Annotated in this window: 8 protein-coding genes; all 8 read right to left on the minus strand. The window is 69.5% G+C overall.

Annotated features, from left to right (window positions below):
- Position 1: 1 nt before the first annotated feature.
- Positions 2-334, minus strand: coding sequence for a nitrite reductase small subunit NirD (nirD, locus tag ACE3TL_RS04315; protein ID WP_374577496.1), 333 nt, complete (start codon positions 332-334; stop codon positions 2-4).
- Complete coding sequence (gene nirB / locus ACE3TL_RS04320; protein ID WP_374577497.1) at positions 331-2,787, minus strand: nitrite reductase large subunit NirB; 2,457 nt, start codon at positions 2,785-2,787, stop codon at positions 331-333. The genes nirD and nirB overlap by 4 nt, the downstream gene beginning before the upstream one ends.
- A gap of 13 nt (positions 2,788-2,800) precedes the next feature.
- A complete protein-coding gene (locus tag ACE3TL_RS04325) occupies positions 2,801-4,009 on the minus strand; it encodes a nitrate/nitrite transporter (RefSeq protein ID WP_374577498.1) in 1,209 nt (402 codons plus the stop codon).
- A 223-nt stretch (positions 4,010-4,232) separates the two neighbouring features.
- Positions 4,233-5,183 carry a CmpA/NrtA family ABC transporter substrate-binding protein gene (locus ACE3TL_RS04330; RefSeq protein ID WP_374577499.1) on the minus strand — a complete coding sequence of 317 codons (951 nt, stop codon included), beginning with the start codon at positions 5,181-5,183 and terminating at the stop codon, positions 4,233-4,235.
- Entirely contained in the window at positions 5,180-5,758 is a 579-nt protein-coding gene (locus ACE3TL_RS04335; protein WP_374577500.1) for an ANTAR domain-containing response regulator, read from the minus strand. The genes ACE3TL_RS04330 and ACE3TL_RS04335 overlap by 4 nt, the downstream gene beginning before the upstream one ends.
- A gap of 194 nt (positions 5,759-5,952) precedes the next feature.
- The gene (locus ACE3TL_RS04340; protein ID WP_374577501.1) at positions 5,953-10,416 is read right to left on the minus strand and encodes an OmpA family protein; all 4,464 of its coding nucleotides are present in this window, start codon (positions 10,414-10,416) and stop codon (positions 5,953-5,955) included.
- Positions 10,416-18,083 carry an SdrD B-like domain-containing protein gene (locus ACE3TL_RS04345; protein WP_374577502.1) on the minus strand — a complete coding sequence of 2,556 codons (7,668 nt, stop codon included), beginning with the start codon at positions 18,081-18,083 and terminating at the stop codon, positions 10,416-10,418. The genes ACE3TL_RS04340 and ACE3TL_RS04345 overlap by 1 nt, the downstream gene beginning before the upstream one ends.
- 164 nt (positions 18,084-18,247) lie before the next feature.
- The gene (locus tag ACE3TL_RS04350; RefSeq protein WP_374577503.1) at positions 18,248-18,637 is read right to left on the minus strand and encodes a CZB domain-containing protein; all 390 of its coding nucleotides are present in this window, start codon (positions 18,635-18,637) and stop codon (positions 18,248-18,250) included.
- Positions 18,638-18,665: the final 28 nt, after the last annotated feature.

An 18,665-nucleotide genomic window follows, 5' to 3' on the forward strand; every position in this document is an offset into this window, starting at 1 on the left:
ATCAGATCCGGCCCAGCAGGATGCGGCCGTCTCGAACCTCCAGCGGCACGACCGGGGTGCAGCCCTTGTCTGCGCCCATGGCCCGGCCGCTCGCCAGCTCGATGTTCCAGGCGTGCAACGGACAGGTCACCGCATGGCCGTGGACGATGCCCTGGCTGAGCGGCCCTCCCTTGTGCGGACAGGCGTCCTTCAGCGCGAAGACGCGTCCGTCGCCGGTGCGGAAGACGGCGACGTCGCCGGCCGGGGTCGGCACGCGGCGGGCGCCGCGTAGGGGGATGTCGGTCACCGCCCCGACGTCGGTCCAGGTGATCGGGTCTTTGACGAGAGCGTTCATGCCGGGGTGAACTCCATGCGGCGGCTGAGCGGGTTGAATTCGTCGCCGTGACGACCGGCCACCCGCTCGGCCCAGGGGTCGATGCGGAAGAACCGCTGCGAATAGGCGAAGCGGTCGTAGAGCTCCCGGCGGCGTTCCGGGTCGGCGACGGCGGCCTTGATCGAGTCCAGGCCGACGCGGGCGATCCACTTGTAGATCCGCTCCAGGTACCAGCCCTCCTCGCGGTAGAGCTGGGTCACGGCGCAGATGGTCCAGATCGCCTCCTCCTCGGTGGCGACCTTGGTCAGCAGTTCCGTGCCCTGGATGTGCAGGCCCGCCGCGCCGCCGACGTGGATCTCGTAACCGCTGTCGACACAGACCACGCCGATGTCCTTGCACGTCGCCTCGGCGCAGTTACGCGGGCAGCCGGAAACCGCCAGCTTGACCTTGGCCGGGGTCCACGAGCCCCACATGAACTTCTCCAGCCGCATGCCGAGGCCGGTGGAATCCTGCGTGCCGAACCGGCACCAGTCCGAGCCCACGCAGGTCTTCACCGTGCGCAGGCCCTTGGCGTAGGCGTGGCCCGAGACCATGCCGGCGGCGTTGAGGTCGGCCCACACGGCGGGCAGGTCGTCCTTCCTGACGCCCAGCAGGTCGATACGCTGGCCGCCGGTCACCTTGACCGCCGGAATCGCAAACTTGTCGACTACGTCGGCGATGGCGCGCAGTTCGCCGGCGGTGGTCATGCCGCCCCACATCCGCGGCACGACCGAATAGGTCCCGTCCTTCTGGATGTTGGCGTGGACCCGTTCGTTGATGAACCGCGACTGCTTGTCGTCCTGGTAGTCGCCGGGCCAGGCGCAGAGCAGGTAGTAGTTCAGGGCTGGGCGGCAGGTGGCGCAGCCGTCGGGGGTGGACCATTCCAGGGCCTGCATGACCGCCGGCATGGACTTCAGCCCCTCGGCGACGATGCGCCTACGGACGATCTCGTGGCCGTGACCTGTGCAGGCGCAGACCGGCTTGGGACCCGTCTGGAGCTTGAAGGCCTCACCGAGGCTCGCCATCAGCAGCTTTTCGACCAGGGGCGTACAGGAACCGCACGATGCGGAGGCCTTGGTCACCGCGCGCACCGCCTCCAGGGTCGAGAGCCCCTCGCTTTCGATGGCGCTGGTGATCGCGCCCTTGCAGACGCCGTTGCAGCCGCAGATCTCGGCGTTATCCGCCAGGGCCGCAACGGCCGCGCTAGGGTCCAGGCCTCGAAGGCCCTCCGTCGCCACCTGACCGAAGATCAGGGTTTCCCGGATGTCGGCGACCGGCGCGGCCTGCCGCATCAGGTCGAAATACCAGGCGCCGTCGGCGGCGTCGCCGAACAGCACAGCCCCGGCGACCTTGCCGTCCTCGATGACCACGCGCTTGTAGACGCCGCGGCCGGCGTCGCGGAAGACGATGTCCTCGCACCCCGCCCCGCCCGCGAACTTGCCGGCCGAAAAGACGTCGACGCCCGAAACCTTGAGGCGGGTCGAGAGCACCGAACCCTCATAAGCCTGCGAGCCGCCGGTCATGTCGGCGCCAAGGGCCTTGCACATCTCCCAGATCGGGGCGACCAGGCCATAGCACTGGCCGCGGTGCTCGACGCACTCGCCGACCGCCGAGATGGCCGGGTCGGAGGTGCGCATGGCGTCGTCGACCACCACGCCGCGACCGACCTCCAGGCCGGCGATCTTGGCGAGGGCGGTGTTGGGCCGGATGCCGACCGCCATGACCAGCAGGTCGCATGGCAGGGTGCGGCCGTCCTTCAGCTTCAGGCCGGCGACCTTGCCGCCCTGGCTGACGATCTCCTCGGAGACGGCGCCAAGCTCGGTTTCCACGCCCTTGTCGGCAAGGGCGCTGGCCAGCAGGAAGCCGGCGGAGGCGTCGAGCTGGCGCTCCATCAGCACGTCGACCAGGTGCACGACGCTGGCGGACATGCCGCGGCGGACGAGGCCATAGGCCGCCTCGATGCCGAGCAGGCCGCCGCCGATCACCACCGCCCGCGCGCCCGGCCGGGCGGCCGCGGCGATCATCGCCTCCACGTCGTCGAGGTCGCGGAAGGTGACGACGCCGGCCAGGTCCGCGCCCGGCAGCGGCAGGCGGACCGGGTCCGAGCCCGTCGCCAGGATCACCCGGTCGTAGGGAACCTCCAGCCCGCACTCGGCGCGAACCACACGGGCCTCGCGGTCGATGGCCTGGACGGCCCGGCCAGCGTGCAGGGTGATGGCGTTGTCGCGGTACCAGGCCTCGTCGTTGATGACGATGTCGGCGAAGGCCTTCTCTCCGGCCAGGACCGGCGAGAGCATGATGCGGTCGTAGTTCACCCGCGGTTCGGCGCCGAAGATGGTGATGTCGTAGCGGCCCGGATCGCGCTTGAGGATCTCCTGCACCGCCCGGCAGCCGGCCATGCCGTTGCCGACGACGACGAGCTTTTCCTTGGTCATGGGCTGTCTCCGCTCAGGAACGCGCGCCGACGGGGGCGAGCCATGTCCGCCGCCACTGGGCCTTCACCCCGGTCAGGCAGATGAAGGCGACGAACGCCAGGCCCGCGAAGGCCAGCAGGCCGGCCTGGTAGGAGCCTGTCGCCTGCTTGGCCCAGCCGAGGCTGGCGGCCAGGTAGAAGCCGCCGATCCCGCCGGTCATGCCGATCAGGCCGGTCACCACCCCGATCTCCTTGCCGAAGCGCTGGGGCGCGAGCTGGAAGACCGCGCCGTTGCCGGCGCCGAGCGCCATCATGCTGAAGAGCAGCACGCCGAAGGCCATCCAGACGCTGGAAGCGTGGAAGCTGGCCAGCGCCAGGCCCAGCCCCGCCAGGACGTAGACCACGCTCAAGGTGCGCACTCCGCCGATGCGATCGGCGATCGCCCCGCCTACCGGCCGCACGAACGAGCCGGCGAAGACGCAGGCGGCGGTGAAGAAACCGGCGACGACGGGCGAGAGGCCGTATTCGGCGTTGAAATAGATGGTCAGCGAGGAGGACAGGCCGACGAAGCCGCCGAAGGTCACGCCGTAGAGCAGCATCAGCCACCAGGCGTCGGGCGTCTTCAGTACGTCGAGATACTCGGTCAGGGCCTTGGGCGGCGGGCGGCGGGGGGCGTCCTTGGCGAAGAGGACGAAGACCACGAAGGCGACCGCCAGCGGCAGGCAGGCCAGGCCGATGACGTTGCTCCAGCCATAGGCCTGGGCCAGGCCGGGGGCGAACAGGGCCGCCAGCGCGGTCCCCGAATTGCCGGCCCCGGCGATGCCGAGCGCCAGGCCCTGGTGCTCGGGCGGATACCAGCGCGAGGCCAGCGGCAAGGCGATGGCGAAGGAGGCGCCGGCGACGCCCAGCACGATCCCGAGGGCCAGGACCTGATGGTAGCTGTCGATACCGATCAGCCAGGCGCTCGCCAGGCCTGCGAGCACGACCAGTTGGGCGAGGACGCCGGTCTTCTTCGGGCCGATATGGTCGACCAGCACCCCGGCGGCCAGGCGCAGCAGCGCGCCCGCCAGCACGGGCACGGCGACCATCAGCCCCTTCTGCGCGGGATCGAGATGGAAGTCCTTGGCGATCGCCACGCCCAGCGGGCCGAGGAGCACCCAGACCATGAAGCTCAGGTCGAAATAGAGGAAGGACGACAGGAGGGTGGGCGTGTGGCCCGCCTTCAGGAACGAGCGGCTCAGCATGGATTTGGCCCCGTGCGGATGGAACGGAAGCGGCGGCGTCGCCGAGGGTTTCGGTGAAGGCTCTGCGTCGAGCCGTTCCGAGGAGCCGCGAACGCCGTTGTCCTGGGCCTGACCGGAAGGGGATCATCCGACGGGAGATGCGTCACGCCCGATGCAGGCGCGCCCGGCCGGATTCATGTTGCAGCGCAAAAGGAAGGCGCCGAGGCCGGCGCCTGACCGGTTTTCAGGCGTCCGCCAGGGCCGCGTCGTAGAGATCGGCCCGATAGACCTGGGTCTGCGGGACGGCGTCAGCAGGGATCTGGCCCCAGCGACGCATCTGCTCGAGCAGCCACCGGGCCTGGGCCGGATCGGGGCGGCCGTCGCCGAAGGCGACGTGGCGCAGGCCGGCGGCGACGGTGTCGGGCGGCACGGCCAGATACTGCGGCTCGGCCAGCAGGAAGGCGAGGCTGCGATGGTTCTCGGGCGCGCCCGCCCAGGCCAGGGCGCGGACCAAGGCCCGGATCAGCGCGGCCAGAGTCTGCGGATTGGCCTGCGCCCAATGGGCGGCCAAGCCCAGCACCTTGTCGGGCGAGCCGGGGGCGATATCGGCTGCGCGGGCGGCGATGGTCCCGGCGCCTGCGGCGACGGCGACGCTGTTCCATGGTTCGCCGGCGCAGAAGCCCTCGATCACGCCGCCAGCCAGCAGGTCGGCCATGCGCGGCGGCGGGGCGATGGTCAGGTTCACGTCACGGTCGGGATCGACCCCCGCCTGCGCCAGCCAGAGCCGCAGAAGGTAGTTATGGACCGAGTAGGGATAGACGACGCTGAAGGTCAGCGGGCTGGCGCCCATCTCGCGGCGCCGCGCCACCAGGTCGGCCAGGCTCCCCGCCCCCGCGCTGAGGTCGAGCCGGGCCGACACCGTGATCGCACTGGCGTCCGCCGCCAGGGTGAGCGGAGCGATCATGGCGCTCGGATCGCCGCCGGCGCCGAGCGTGCGGGCCAGCACCATGGGCGCCAGCATGTGGGCGCCATCGAGGGCGCCGAACGCCACCTTGTCGCGGATCGTGGCCCAGGACGCCTCGCGCGACAGCTCCACCTCCAGCCCCTCGGCGGCGAAGAATCCTTTGGCCTGCGCCACGATCAGGCCGGCCGCGTCGACCAGCGGCACGAACCCCAGCATCAAGCGCGTGCTCACGATGCATCTCCCTTCAGCACGCCGGCGAAGGCCAGCAGGTCGGCGGCGACCGCGCCCAGCGGCCGGCCGGTGTCCATCGAGAGCTTACGCAGCAGCCGGTAGGCCGCCTCCTCTTCGAGGCCGCGCTCCTTCATCAGCAGCGCCTTGGCCCGCTCGACCGTCTTGCGCGAGGCCAGGTCCGCCCGCGCCTTCTCCAGATCCCTGCGCAACTGATGCATGAGCTGAAAGCGGCTCATCGCCACATCGAGCACGTCACGCACGCGCGCCGGCGCCAGCCCGTCGACCACATAGGCCGCCACGCCCGCGCGCACCGCCTCCTCGGCCAAACCGGGTTCGGAGCGATCGACGAACATCACCACCGGGTGGGGATTGGAAAGGCTCGCCTCGCGCAGGCTTTCGATGGTGTCGCGGTCCGGGCTCTCGGCGGCGACCACCACTACGTCGGGCGCGAAGGCGGCCGCCTCGCCCGCGTCATAGACGGCTGCGTGGCGAACCTCCAACGGCTCGACGCCGGCAAGCCCCTCGGCCACGAGCGCCGCCCGCGCAAAATCCGGATCGATCACCAAGACGCGCATGACAGGCGACTAGGACACAAGACCGACGAGCGTCAGAGCCTCCGGCGTCGCCCCCTGGTCGAGCCGCCCGGTCGCCTCGATTTCGACCACCGGACGCCGAGCAATTAGGCGCCTTCCCAAGCGGGACTGCGAAGACCGAAACCCAGGTTTTCGGCGGCGCGCGCCTGCGCAGCCGAGCCCGAGCCGTTCTTCCGTCAGAACGCCGCGAGGGCGTTGATGAAGAAGCCGCGGTGGCGGTACGACAGGTCCGTCAGGTCGTCCGAGAAGTCGGTGAAGTTGTAGCCGACCCCCAGCTTTCCATGCTCGCCGATGTGGCGGTAGGCGCCCAGCAGGAAGCCGGTGCGGCTGTCGTCCGCCTCCTGCACCGACAGTCTTCGCCACTCGGCCACGGCGTCCCACTCCTTCACCAGATGCAGGTCGGTCCGCAGCACGACCAACTGCGCGCGACTGCCCAGCCAGTCGCCGCCGGTCCGGCTCTTCAGCTCCCCGACGCGCACGCCGTACTTGGCGCCCACCGACAGCCAGGGCCGCAGGTCGTAGATGGTGTCGAAGTTGAGGACGTGGCTGCGCTGGCTGTAGTCGAACAGGCTGTTGGTGAAGTTGTCCACCTGGCCGGTCGAAGGCAGGTTGTAGAAATAGGTGTACTTGAACAGCGTGTTCCAGCGGTCGTTGTCGACCGGCCGGTACGCGGCGCCCACCACCGCCTCGGTATAGTCGCCATCGTAGAAGGCGCCGTCGCTCGAGGTCGAGCGCGACAGGTTGAAGACCACCAGCAGCCGCCAATCCAAGTCGAGCTGATAACTCGCCGAATTCTTGAAGAGGATGGTTTCACGCGTGCTGTCGCCGGCCGCGATGTTCGTCGTGCCGGCCGGAACGCAAAGGCCGCCGGCGTCCGGGGTGTCGGGACAGGTTCCCTGGACGAGACCAAGCGTCGAGGTCTTGTCACGGCGATATTCGATCGCCGACAGCAGCTTCAGCCGATCGCTCTTGTAGCCGGCGTTGAGGCTGACGGCGTTGCGCTTCATGTCGCCGGAGATCGGATCGCTCAATCGCCCGGTCTCGAAACGGACCCCGGTGGTCCAACGCTCGGCGGGGGTGAAGTCCACCCCGAAGCCGTTGGTGAGGCTGTGCGGTCCCTCGCTGGACGCGGCACGGGTTTCGGCGAAGACTCCGAGCTGATCGGTCAGGCGCATGCGCCCGCCGAAGGTCAGCACGCCCTGGCGGCCGGCGTAGGTCTGGTCCGGAACCTCGGTTTCCTGGGCGTAGGTCAGGTAGAGGTTCGAGCGCTCGTCGAGCCGGTATTCGCCCGAAAGCCGGCCGCCCACGCCGCCTGAACCGCCAGACGCCTCAGCGCCGATGCGGATGCGGTCGGTCACCTGCCAGTCGCCGCCGACGCCTGCGCGATTGTTGTTGGGGCGAGCGCCGCTACGGCTCAGGGTCTGCTGCACGAAGCCGTAGGCGCTCCAGTCGCGGTATTCGAGCCCAGCCACCCGCGCGGCCGCCACCCCGGCGGCGAGCGTGGGGTCGGTGCTGGTCTGCACCACCCCGCCCGACCCGTCGATGGCCGAGGGCAGAAGGCTGCCGGCCGGCCCGTTGGCGTCAGCCGTGACCAGGCCATTGCCGCCGGGGGCCCCATAGGTCGAGCTTGCATCGGCCACGCCGGTCGCGATCGGACCGTCGGCGTCCTGTCCCGGCGCCAAGGGCCGGAAGTCCACCCGCAGGATGGCGTCGGTGCGCTCGCCATAGCGGCTCAGCGTTGGGCTGGCGTTGTAGAGGCCGCCGCCTAGCGGGGCGCTGCGATCGTCGCGGCGCAGGCCGGCCGAGACGCCCCATTCGGCGTTCAGCTTCACGCGCACCGCCGCTTCCTGGGCCTCGGCGCTCTGGCTCAAGGCTTTCCGGTCGTCGACCTTGATGGCGATCTCGGCCCGGTCGGCCACCGGCAACACCGCAGCGAAGCCCTGTTGCCGGACGGCCTCGCCGTTCGGCGTCACCAGGCCAGGCCCGGAGAAGCCGCGCCCGCGGTCCTGGACATAGGCCGTGATGCGGCCGGCCAGGCCCTCATTCAGGTCGGCGAGGTTCACCGCCATGTCGAAGCGGTAAGCCTCGGCCGTCGCGCTGGAGGTCAGGTTCTGGGTGAAGTCGAACCCGCCGTTCAGCGAGGTCAGGTCGCCGTCGCCCATGCCTTTGGAACGGGCATATTCGCCCTTCAGCCAGGTGCCCGCCCGATAGCGCAGGGTGAAGTCCCCGCCGGTCAGCGTCTGGTCCGAAAGGCCGTCGCCCTCGCGATAATAGGTTCCCCCCACGCGCAGATAGTCGTTGAGCCAATGGCTGGCGCGCGCGCCGACCGTCGAGCCCTCGACCTTGCTGAGGCCCGGAGCATATTCGTAGGTCGCCACGAGATAGACCGGGTTGCCGTTCAGGGTCGAGGTCTGGACGAGGCCCAGTCCGTCGGCCACGGACGGCAGCGGACTGCGCAGGGTCAGCCGGCCTTGCAGATAGTTGATCTCATAGTCCTGCGAGGGCGCGAGCAGGGTCCGTTCCAGCACCATGCCGGAATCCTTGTCGCGGATCTCCACCCAGACGCGTTCGGAGCCCTGGGTGATGTCGTGCCGGCGCAGGTAGAACAGCGAGCCGCTGGAGCCGCGGAACTCTTCGCGCGATTGCAAGGTGCCCGGTTCGGCGGCGAAGGCCTCCAGGGTCGTACGCCGCTCGCCGAAGCTGGTCTGAGCCTCGGACTTCCAGATCAGGTCGCCGCCATAGAGACCGCGGCTGTATTGCGTCAGCTCCGTGCCGGTCCAGCTCGTCTGGAAGTTGCCCCACATCACCGAACTGGCGTCGCGCTCCAGCCGGACGAAGAACTTCCCCTGGGTCGGCGCGTCGTCGACGATGGTCGAGTCGTCGCCATAGACCGGGTAGTAGCGGTTGGGATCGATCCGCCGCAGCAGATAGGTCGGGTCCTTGCTGTCGAAGTTGCTGAACAGGTCCTTCAGCGGCCGCTCCTGCGTATCGGCGCTGGCGGTCAGCAGATATTTCCCGAGGATCTTGCCCTTCAGATAGAAGGCGAGCCGACCGTCGATGGTCGTCTCCTTGACGTAGCGGTCGTCAGGCGCGGCGGCGACCAACTGAGCCGGCCCCGTGGTCCGGCCCTTGGATGCGGTCAGGTCGGCCATCGCCACATAAAACCAGTCGTCCGCCGCGATGGAGAGGTTGCGCTCGAAGGTCAGCGCCTCGCCGTCCGCCCCCTTGACCGAGACCACCACCTTTTGCGCGCCCGCAGGCAGGATCTGGCGCACCACGAACTTGCCGTTCGGGTCGACGGGCGCGGCCATGCCGAGCGCGGTCACCGTCTGGCCGGGCGCGATCTTCTCGCCGCTGATGGTGACGGCCCCGCCGCGGGCCGGGATGTTGTGCAGCTTCAGGCTGGACTGGCCGTAGCCGGACATGTCGTCGCGCGCCGCCCGCTCGGCCTCGGCCGTCAGGGCGATACGATCCTCGACGAGCAGAGACTTGGGCGCGGTCTCATCGAACCGGCCCTTGTCGTCATAGACGCGCAGCACATAGGCCAGGGTGTGGGAGGCGTTCGCCGGCGGCGTCCACCGCGCTTCGCCGCCGATCTCCACCGGAACCGTGGCCAGCGGCGTCTCGCCGACGCTCTGGCCCTGGGCGAAGATGCGGATCTCGGCCGTCTTCAGCCACCAGGCATAGTTGGTGTAGGTCCGCAGCAGGACCTCCCGTCCACGCCCGGCCTCGCCCGGAACCGCCCAGACGTTCAGCGCCGGAGCGAGGTTGAAGGGATCGTACTTCACCTGGATGTCCGCGCGCTCCAGCGCCACGTCGACGCAGCGCTGGCGGTCGGCTTCCACCTGGCTGGTGTCGCCCTCGACCGGCGCGCCGTCGAAGCTGATCGAGACCGGCTGCCGGGCGGAGACGCCGGGCGCGCAATAGTCCTGCTTCACTAGGCTCACGACCGGCGCGGGCGCAGGCTGCGGAGCTTCCGACACCTGCCGGTAGCTGACGCGGATTTCCGTCCGGCGGTTCTGCGCCATGCCTTGCGGCGTGTCGTTGGTCGCCACCGGCTGGGTCTCGCCGCGCCCAACGACGGCGAAGGCGTCCATCGGCAATCCGAGCTGGCCGGCGAGATAGGCCGCCACTGCGCGGGCGCGGGCTTCCGACAGCGCCTGGTTGTCGGGGAAGACCGCCTTCAGCCGCTGGGAGATACGCTGGTTGTCGGTATGGCCGGCGATCTCGAAACGCAGGTCGCTTTGGCCGCGCAGCCTGGCGGCCAGCGCGTCCAGCGTCTGGCGCGCCTTCGGCAGCAGCACGTCGCGGCCGGACTCGAAGTTGGTTCCGTCGAGCAGCTCGCGCAGTTCCACGATGGGCGCCGTCGCAGGCTGTGCAACCACAGCCTGCTCGTCACGCGTCAGGGCCGATGGGCCGAGGCTGTCGAACTCCACGCCTTCGCGCTCGACGTTCGGCGCCACCGGATGGCGGAGCGTCCGGCTGCGGTCGACCCGCTTGCCCGGCGTGAACTCCGTCTCGGTCCTGGGGCCGGGAACGGCTGGCGCCTGGGCCTGGGCGGGGATCGCCGCGATGAGGCCGAGCGTGCTGGCGGCGGCGAGCAGCAGGGCCCGCTGCGAAATCTTCGAAGACTGGCTCATCACTGCTCCCCCTCGATCTCGATGACGAGGGCGTACTGACGCTTCTGGGTCTTCCAGCCGCGTTCGATCAGATTGCGGACGGCATGGGTTCGGTCGCGGACCAGGTCCGGTGGATCGTCCCCTGGCCCGTAGGCGATGCGCACGATGGACGGACGCTCGCGCAGCGGTTCCTGAATGGCCTCGACCTTGGCCCGCCACTCCGGCTTCAGCTCCGACTTGCCCGACTCGAAGGCCTCGCCCGTCAGTTCGACGCGGACCACGCGATGAACCGTCGCCCCGAAGTTGAGCTTGGTCATCTTGCCCCGCGTGAGCCGCACGTCCCGCGGGTTTTCGGTCGTGACGCGGTAGCCCGACGGCAGGGAGCGTTCGTCGAGCTTCAGGACGAAGTTCGATCCCCGGTCCATGTTCGGCGTCATCGGGCAGGGCACGTGGAACCGGCCCTCGGCGTCGCTGGTGATCAGCAGGCCGTTGACGGTGGCCATGCGCACGCCGGGAATGCCGGGCTCACCCTCGTCCTGGTAGCCGTTGGCGTTACGGTCGTCGAAGACCTGGCCGATGACGTCCGGGCAGTCGAGGGTCGGGTCGGGCGCGATCCGCACCTGCGCCATGGCGAGGTTGGAAAGCTGCGTCCCGGCCGGCGCAAGACCCGCCCAGGCGCGGTTGACATAGTCGCCGTCTCCCACGCCGGACCCCACGGTCAGCATCAGGGAGTAGGTCTTCTTCTCCTTCGGTGCGAAGGTCTCGGCCGGCCAGGCGACGAAGCCTGCATCCACCGTCGGCGTGACCGGCCGCCCGTCGCGGGTGGCGCTGCCTTCCCGATACTTGAAGCCGGGCGGGAGTTGGTCGCGGATGCTGATATTGGCCAGCGGGACCGCGCCCGGATTGGTGGCGGTGATGGTGTAGGGGACCAGCTCGCCGCGGCTCACCCACAGCTTCGGCGTGGTCTTCGTCACCAGGATCGCGCCGGCGACCATGCGGTCGAGCGGGATGTGGTTGTTGACGATCGGCGCCGAGCCGCCGCGAGTGATGTTCAGCGACAGATAGTATTGGGTCGTCGCCGAGCCGCCCAGGACCTGGCCCTGGCACGCCGCCGGATCGTGGACCGGCACGCCCTGGCCTGGCGCGCCGTCGCTGGCCTGGACCAGCGCCGGATCGGGATAGGCCGCGACGTTCAGCGTATTGACGCAAGGCGGCAACTGGCCGGACGGCGCCGACAGATAGCCGGCCGGCGAGGTCACCGTCAGGACGTAGACGCCGCTCGGGAAGTCGTTCTGCAGCAGGAAGCCATAGTATCCGTCCGCGCCGGTGACCTGGGTCTGGGCGGCGGTGGAACCGACCAGGTTCCGTTCCGGATCGAAGCCGGGCGGGCCGGAGATGACCACTGTCGCGCCCGAAACCGGCTGGCGGGTGGCGCTGTCATAGACCACGCCGGCGGGGTCGAGCGGCAGGTTCTGCTCCACAACCCGGTCGGAGGGATTCAGCGTGATGGCGATGATGCGCCCGCCCGTCGACGGCGTCTGGCCGCGGTTCCCGCCCGAGGTAGGCAGGGCCGGCAGGCTGCCGCCATCCTTGGTGAAGGTGATCGAGAAGCCGGGGCCGGTCGGCAGTCCGCTCTGCTCGTAGCCAGGGCAATGCAGGTTGTCGAACTGGTAGAAGCCGTCGGCGTCCGTCTTCACCGTGCAGATCACGGCGTCGTTCTGGCGCAGCACGACCGTCCAGTCCGGGCGCCCCTCCATCGAGCCGTCGCGCGGACGGCTGCGGCTGTGGTCGCGGTCGAGATAGACATAGCCGTTGACGATCGGCGGCTTGAGCTGCGGGATCGCGATCTCGCCGAACCGATAGTCCGAGAGATTGGTCGATCCGTTGAAGGTCACGCCGGTGATCTGGTCCTGGTCGCCGACGCCCACCGGCTTGCCGGTGGCGGCCGCGCCTGGATTGCCCGGCGGAACCTTCGTCTTGCCGTCGGTGAAGCCGGCGGGCTGCTCCTGGGTGATCGTGTAGCCTGCGCCGTTGCTGGGCGGCGGGTTGATGAAGGCGAAGGCGCCGTCGGCGTCCGTGACCTGGGTCAGCGAGACCGGCTGGCCGTTCGCGTCCACGCCCGTGAGGCGCACGGTGACGCCGGGAATGCCGGCCTCGCCGGGGTCGCGGTCGCCGTCGTTGTCGGCGTCGACGAAGACGTGGCCCGAGATGCGCCCTTCCGTGGCCGGCGGCGTCGGGACCAGAATCTCCGCGAAGTTGTTCTCGGCCGAGATGGTCGCGCCGCCGGTGAGGTCGATGCCGGTGATCGCCGAGGGGGTGACGGTCACCGCGGTGGCCACGCCGCCGGTATCGCCCGGAATGGTGAGGCCGTTGGTCGTGCCGCCGGGCTGGACAGGCTCGGTCACCGTATAGGTTCCCGCCGCCAGGCCGGTGAAGCTGTAGCGGCCCTGGCTGTCGGTCGTGGTGGTGATCGGACCGACCGGCAGGCCGTTGAAGTCCGTACCGGTCAGCACGACCTGCACGCCGGCCAGGCCGGTGTCGGCGCCGCTGTTGAACACGCCGTCGTTGTTGCCGTCGGCGAACACCCGGCCGCTGATCTGCCGGCCGGCGGGGACTTCGGCGAAGTCGTTGCCGACCGAGGTCGCGCCCGGCGGCAGGACGACGCCGCCGATCGCGCTGGGCGCGACGGTCTGGGCGGTGGCCACGCCCGGCGAGCCGCCGGCGTCGACCGTGCCGGCGATGGTCTTGCCGTTCGCGGTGCCCGGAGGCTGGGTCGGCTGGCGGACCGTGTAGGTTCCCGGCCGCAGGTTGGAGAACTTGTAGCCGCCGTCGGCGCCGGTCGTCGTGGTGGCCACCACGGCGTTCGTGGCGTCCAGGAGTTCGATGACGACACCTTGCAGCGAAGTGTCGGCGGCGTTGCGCACGCCGTTGTCGTTCTGATCGAGGAAGACCGAGCCGGCGATGCTCGAAAGCTCGACCTCGGCGAAATCGTTGCCCGGCGAGGTCCCGACCTGACCCAGGCCGTTCTTCAGGAGCGTGATCACCCCTACGGTGCTGGAGGTGGCGGTCGGATTGGACGCCGCGCCCGCCGTGCCGACGCCGTGCACCGGACCGGCGGTGGCCAGGCCGTTGACCGTGCCCGCGGGCTGGTTCGGCTGGGTGACCGTATAGGCGCCTGGGTTGAGGCCGGTGAAAGCGTAGTTGCCGAGCGCGTCGGTGAACACGGTGCGGTTGACGGGGCTGTCGTCGCCGCCGCCGGCCACGCCATCAGCTCCGAAGTCCGTGCCCGTCAGGACGATGGCGACGCCGGCGATCGGCGTGTCGGTCCCGTCGAAGACGCCGTTCGGCGTGACGTTGGCGTCCTTGAACACCTTGCCGGAGATGTAGCCCAGCGGGCTGATCACCAGGTCGGCGTTGGTCGGCTGGACGTTGGAGCCGAAATTGGTCTGCAGCGCGTTGGCCGGGATGGTGTTGGTGTAGCTCCCTTCGACCGCGCCCGTGACGTTCACGGTGATGGTGCAGCCGCCAGACGGGATGACCGCACCGCTCGGCAGGGTGACTACGCCCGAGCCCGCGACGGCCGTGGCGGCCACGCCGGTGCAGGTGCTGGTCAGGCCGTTCGGGGTCGCCACCACGATGGGCGCGGGCGAGATCGGCAGGGTGTCGACCATCGGCGCGCTCAGGGTCGCGGCGCCGGGGTTGGTGTTGCCGAGCACGATGGTCAGCGTCGATGCGACGCCGGCCGGGACCGAGGCGGGGCTGAACTGCTTGTTGACGGTCGGGCGGTCGGTGACCCTGACCGTGTCGGTGGCGGGCAGTTCGTTGGTGACGCCCTCGAAGGTGCTGATGTTCCCGGCCGGGATGGTGTTCACATAGACGCCCGAGACGTTGCTCACCGCGTCGAAGGTGACGGTGCAGGCGCCGTTCGCCGGAATGGTCGCGCCGGTCAGGGTGACGAAGGTCGCCGAGACCGCCGCGTTCACCACGCCGCCGACGCAGGTGGTGGCGGCGTTCGGGGTCAGGGCCACGGTGAGGCCTGCCGGCAGGTCGTCGCGCAGGCTGGCGCCGGTCAGCGGGATCGAGTTGGCGTTGGTGATGGTGAGCGTCGCCGTGGTCGGGGCCCCCAGGTCCACGACCGTCGGGTTGAACGCCTTGGCCAGCGTCAGGGGCGTGCGCACCTGCAAGGTGGCGTCCGCCGGAACCGGGTTGCTGACCGGCGCGCCGCCGACCAGGCCGGTCAGGCCGCCGCTGGGGATGTTGTTGTGATAGGTCCCGGTCGCCGTGGCGATGACGTCCACCTCGGCGTAGCAGGTCGACGAGACCCCGGCGCTCGCCGCGGCGAGCCTGCCGCCGCTGACGCCCACGCTTGCGCCGCCCGGCGTGACGGCCACGGTCGCATCGACGCAGTTTGTGAACGGGTTGGGTGCGGCCGCGATCACCACGCCCACGGGCAGGGTGTCGGTGACCTGCAGGTTCGTGACCTGGTTGGCCGCGGGATTGATGAGCTGGATGCGAAGCCGCGAGGTTTCGTTCGGACGGACGACTGCGGGCGTGAAGACCTTGGTGATCCCCAGGTTGGAGCCGACCGAGAGGCTGGTCTGGGTCGGGAGCGTGTTGCTCACTCCCTGGTCGCTGGTGATCGCGCCGGTCGGGATGGTGTTCTGCACCGTACCCACCGAGGTCAGCATGACGTTGACGCTGAAGGTGCAGGAGGAAGCGGCCGGAACGCTGGCGCCGGTAAGGCTCAGGCTCGTTCCGCCCGCGGTCGCCGAAACCAGACCGCTGGTGCAGGTGGTCTGGGCGTTGGGGCTGGAGGCCACCACCATGCCCGTCTGGGCGCCGCCCGGCAGCCCGTTGGTGGTGAAGTAGTCTGTCAGGTCGACACTGGTCAGGCCGATCGCGCCATTGTTGGTGATGGTGACCGTCAGCACCGAAATCTGACCGGGCGAGGTCAGGCTGGGCACGCTCATGGCGTTGGTGACCGTCACCCCGCCGGTGGTGCTGTTGGCCAGGATGGCGCTGACGTCGGTGGTGTTCCGCACCCCGCCGGCGGCGGTGATGTTCCCGGCCGGAATGGTGTTGGTCCAGCCGGAGGCGCCGGTGGCGGTCACATCGAACTTCACCGTGCAACTGATGCCCGAGGGGATCAGCGCACCCGACATGCTCACGCTGGAAGCGCCTGCCGTCGCCGTCATCGAGCCGCCGGCGCAGGTGGTCTGGGCCTTGGGGTCCGAAGCTAGGATCATGCCGGCCGGCAGGGGATCGACCATGCTGACGCCGTTCAGCGTGCCGTCGGTCGAATTGTTGCTCAGGGTCACCGTCACGGTGGACGTGCCGCCCGAGGAGATGGTGTTGGGGGCGAACGACTTCGTCGCGGCCAGGACCGAGGAATAGGTCAGGCTGGCGTTCACCGGCCCGGGGCTGGACACCGTCCGGGTGGTCGTGTCGGCCAGCGTCTCGGTCCCGGTCAGGGCCCCCGCCGGCAGCGAATTCACATAATGACCGGCGCCGCCGACCACCGAGACGGTGAGCGAACAGGACCCTGCCGCCCCCGCGCCGTTGTTGGCCCGCGCGGGCAGCCTGGCGCCGGTCATGGTGATGGTGCTGGACCCGGGCGCGGCGGCGATCACGCCATCGACGCAGGTCGTGGACGCCTTGGCGGGCGTGGCGACGATCAATTGGCCGCCGGTGGAGCCCACCGGAAGGTTGTCGGTGAAGCTGACGCCGGTGATGGGCTGGGCCGACAGGTTGGTGAACTGGATCGTCAGTTCGGAGACGACGCCTTCGGCGGCCGAAGCGGGGCTGAATCCTTTGTTCACCGTGGCGACGTCGGCGATCGTGAAGTCGGCGTCGGTGGAGACGGAGGGACCGCTGTTGCTGATCGGACCGCCCGGACCGGTGGCCGTGACGCCGCCGGCGGGGATCACATTGGCGAGCACCGCGCCCGTGGCCGCGCCAGGCGGAGTCTGGGCGTAGAAGGTGATCGCGCAGGTGGCCGGCGCGGCCCCCGAGCCGGCGGCCATGTTCGGGATGGTGAAGACCACCCTTCCCGCCGTACTGCCATCCACTCCTAGCGCGCCGGTGCAGGGCGCGCCGCTGCGGCTGGGCGCCGCAGGGGACGTGGGCAGGAAGACCATGCCGGCGGGCAGGATGTCGGTGACGGTGACGTTGGTCAGCGGCCCGGCTGCGAAGTTATTGACCGTCACCGTGAAGCGGACCGGGTTGCCCGGCGCCACATTGGCGTTGTTGGGGAAGATCGACTTGGAGACCGTCAGTTGGTCCACCACCACGACGGTGGCCTGGGCCGACTGGCTGACCACGCTGTTGTCGGTGAGGTCGACCGCACCTTCGGGAATGCTGTTGATGAAGGTCTGGGGCGTGCCCGGATTCTGCAGGGTGGCGATGAACGGCACGGTGATGGTGCAGCTCGTACCGGCCGCGAAGGTCGTTCCCGCGGCCAGTTGCACGCCCGCGCCCCCGGCGGCCGTGCTGACGGCGCCTGCGCAGGTGGTGGTCGGCCCGGCCGGCGCGACCTTGAGGCCATAGGCGCCGTTCCCGTACTGGTCGAGGGGACTGTCCTGGAAGGCCGTCTCGAGCACCAGGTTCTGGCTGGTGCTGGCGTTGGTGATCGTGATGGTCAGCGACGACTGCTGGCCGTGCGCGACGGCGCCCAGCGAGAACGCCTTGCTGACCCGCAGCATCGCCGTCGAGGTGATGCTGCGCGAGGCGTTGTTCGCCGTCAGGCCGCGGTTGTTGTGGAAACCGGTCGTTCCATTGATCGTGTTGTTGAGGCTGGTGCTGTAGCCGGACCCGCTCGACGTCGTGACGAGGTCCACCTGGAAATTGCAGGAGCCCGCGGCCGGAACGACGCCGCCGACCAGGCGCACGCGGGTTGCATTCGAGACATCGACGGTTCCGCCGACGCAGGTGGTGCTGGGGTTCGGCGACGGGGCGAGCGCCATGCCCGCGGGCAGCAGGTCCTCGATCCCGTAGGCTGGCGAATCGCCGGCCCCATTCATCTGAAGACTGCGGCTGGCGTTCGGATTGGAGACCGTCACGGTCATGCGGAAGGGGTTGCCGACCGCTGCCGTCGTGGCGCTGAACTGCTTGGTGAGAGTCGCGGGCGAGAGCGACAGCACCGTGATGGTCTGCACGGCGGCGGAGGGGTTGGAGACGGGCGTCCCGTTATCGACGCCATCCAGATTACCGACCTCGATACGCGCGGTCCCCACCGAGTTTGCGGCGGTGGAGGTCACCTCCACGTCCACGACGCACTGGCCGTTCGCTCCGCCGGCGGCGGCGGCGGGGATCGCCCCGCCCGCGAGCGTGACCTGGGTCGCGCCGGCCGTGGCCGTCACCGTTCCCGCCGCCGGCGCGGAGCCGCCAGCCCCGGCGGTGCAGATGTAGGAGCCGGGCACGACGCGCACGGCCCGCAGCCCGGCGCCGAGATTGGCCGTGAAGCTGACGGCGCCCACGGCGTTCGCGGGGTTGTCGTTGGTCAGGCTGATGCGGATCGCCGTGACGTCGCCCGGCGTGATCGGGTTGGCGTAGCCGCCGGGCGCCAGCGTCATCGAGGTGTTGATCGCAGCCGCTGCGGACCCGGCGCCGGCGAACGTCAGAACGCCACAGATGGCCGCAATAATCCGCCGCGCGCCGAACAGCCGCGCGCGCGTCGCAAAGATGCGCATAAGCTAACCCCACCCCTACCCAAAGATCCGCGATCACGGACTCTGTGCTGCTATGGCACAGCTTTTGGCGAAGTCTCGGGGTCGGCGTGTCGATTTTGCAATTGTTCACATTGGGGCCAGACTAGGGCCATCTGCACCTGGCCTTGACGCTCAGCTTCGCCCCATCAGGTCCCAAGACTGGTGGAACTCAGCAGTTCGCCCTTCCACTTCGTCAGCGCCCGGACCAGCTTTTCCGATCGTTCCTTGAACTCGCCTTCGAGGCGCTGACCTGCTTGATCCTTCCGGCCCGCGAGCGCGTCCTCCAGCACGGTCGCCGCGCTCTGGTGGAACTCCGCGTGCAAGCGCCGAATGACCTGATAGGGCTTCCCTGCCCTGGTCCGCGCGTCGAGCGAAGATCCATAGAGCCAACGCCCCAAGGCGCATCGGTCGTCACAGCGCACGGTCGCCGGCTCCGCATCGCTACGCCCCATCAGGATCGCCGTGCGCAGCTTGAGCTTCCAGGCTCCGTGCGCCCCGATGGCGTCGTTGATTTCCTTGATCATGTCCGCGGACATAGGCGATCTCCTTTATGTGGCTGCGCCA

Source organism: Phenylobacterium sp., assembly GCF_041920015.1.
Lineage (GTDB): Bacteria > Pseudomonadota > Alphaproteobacteria > Caulobacterales > Caulobacteraceae > Phenylobacterium.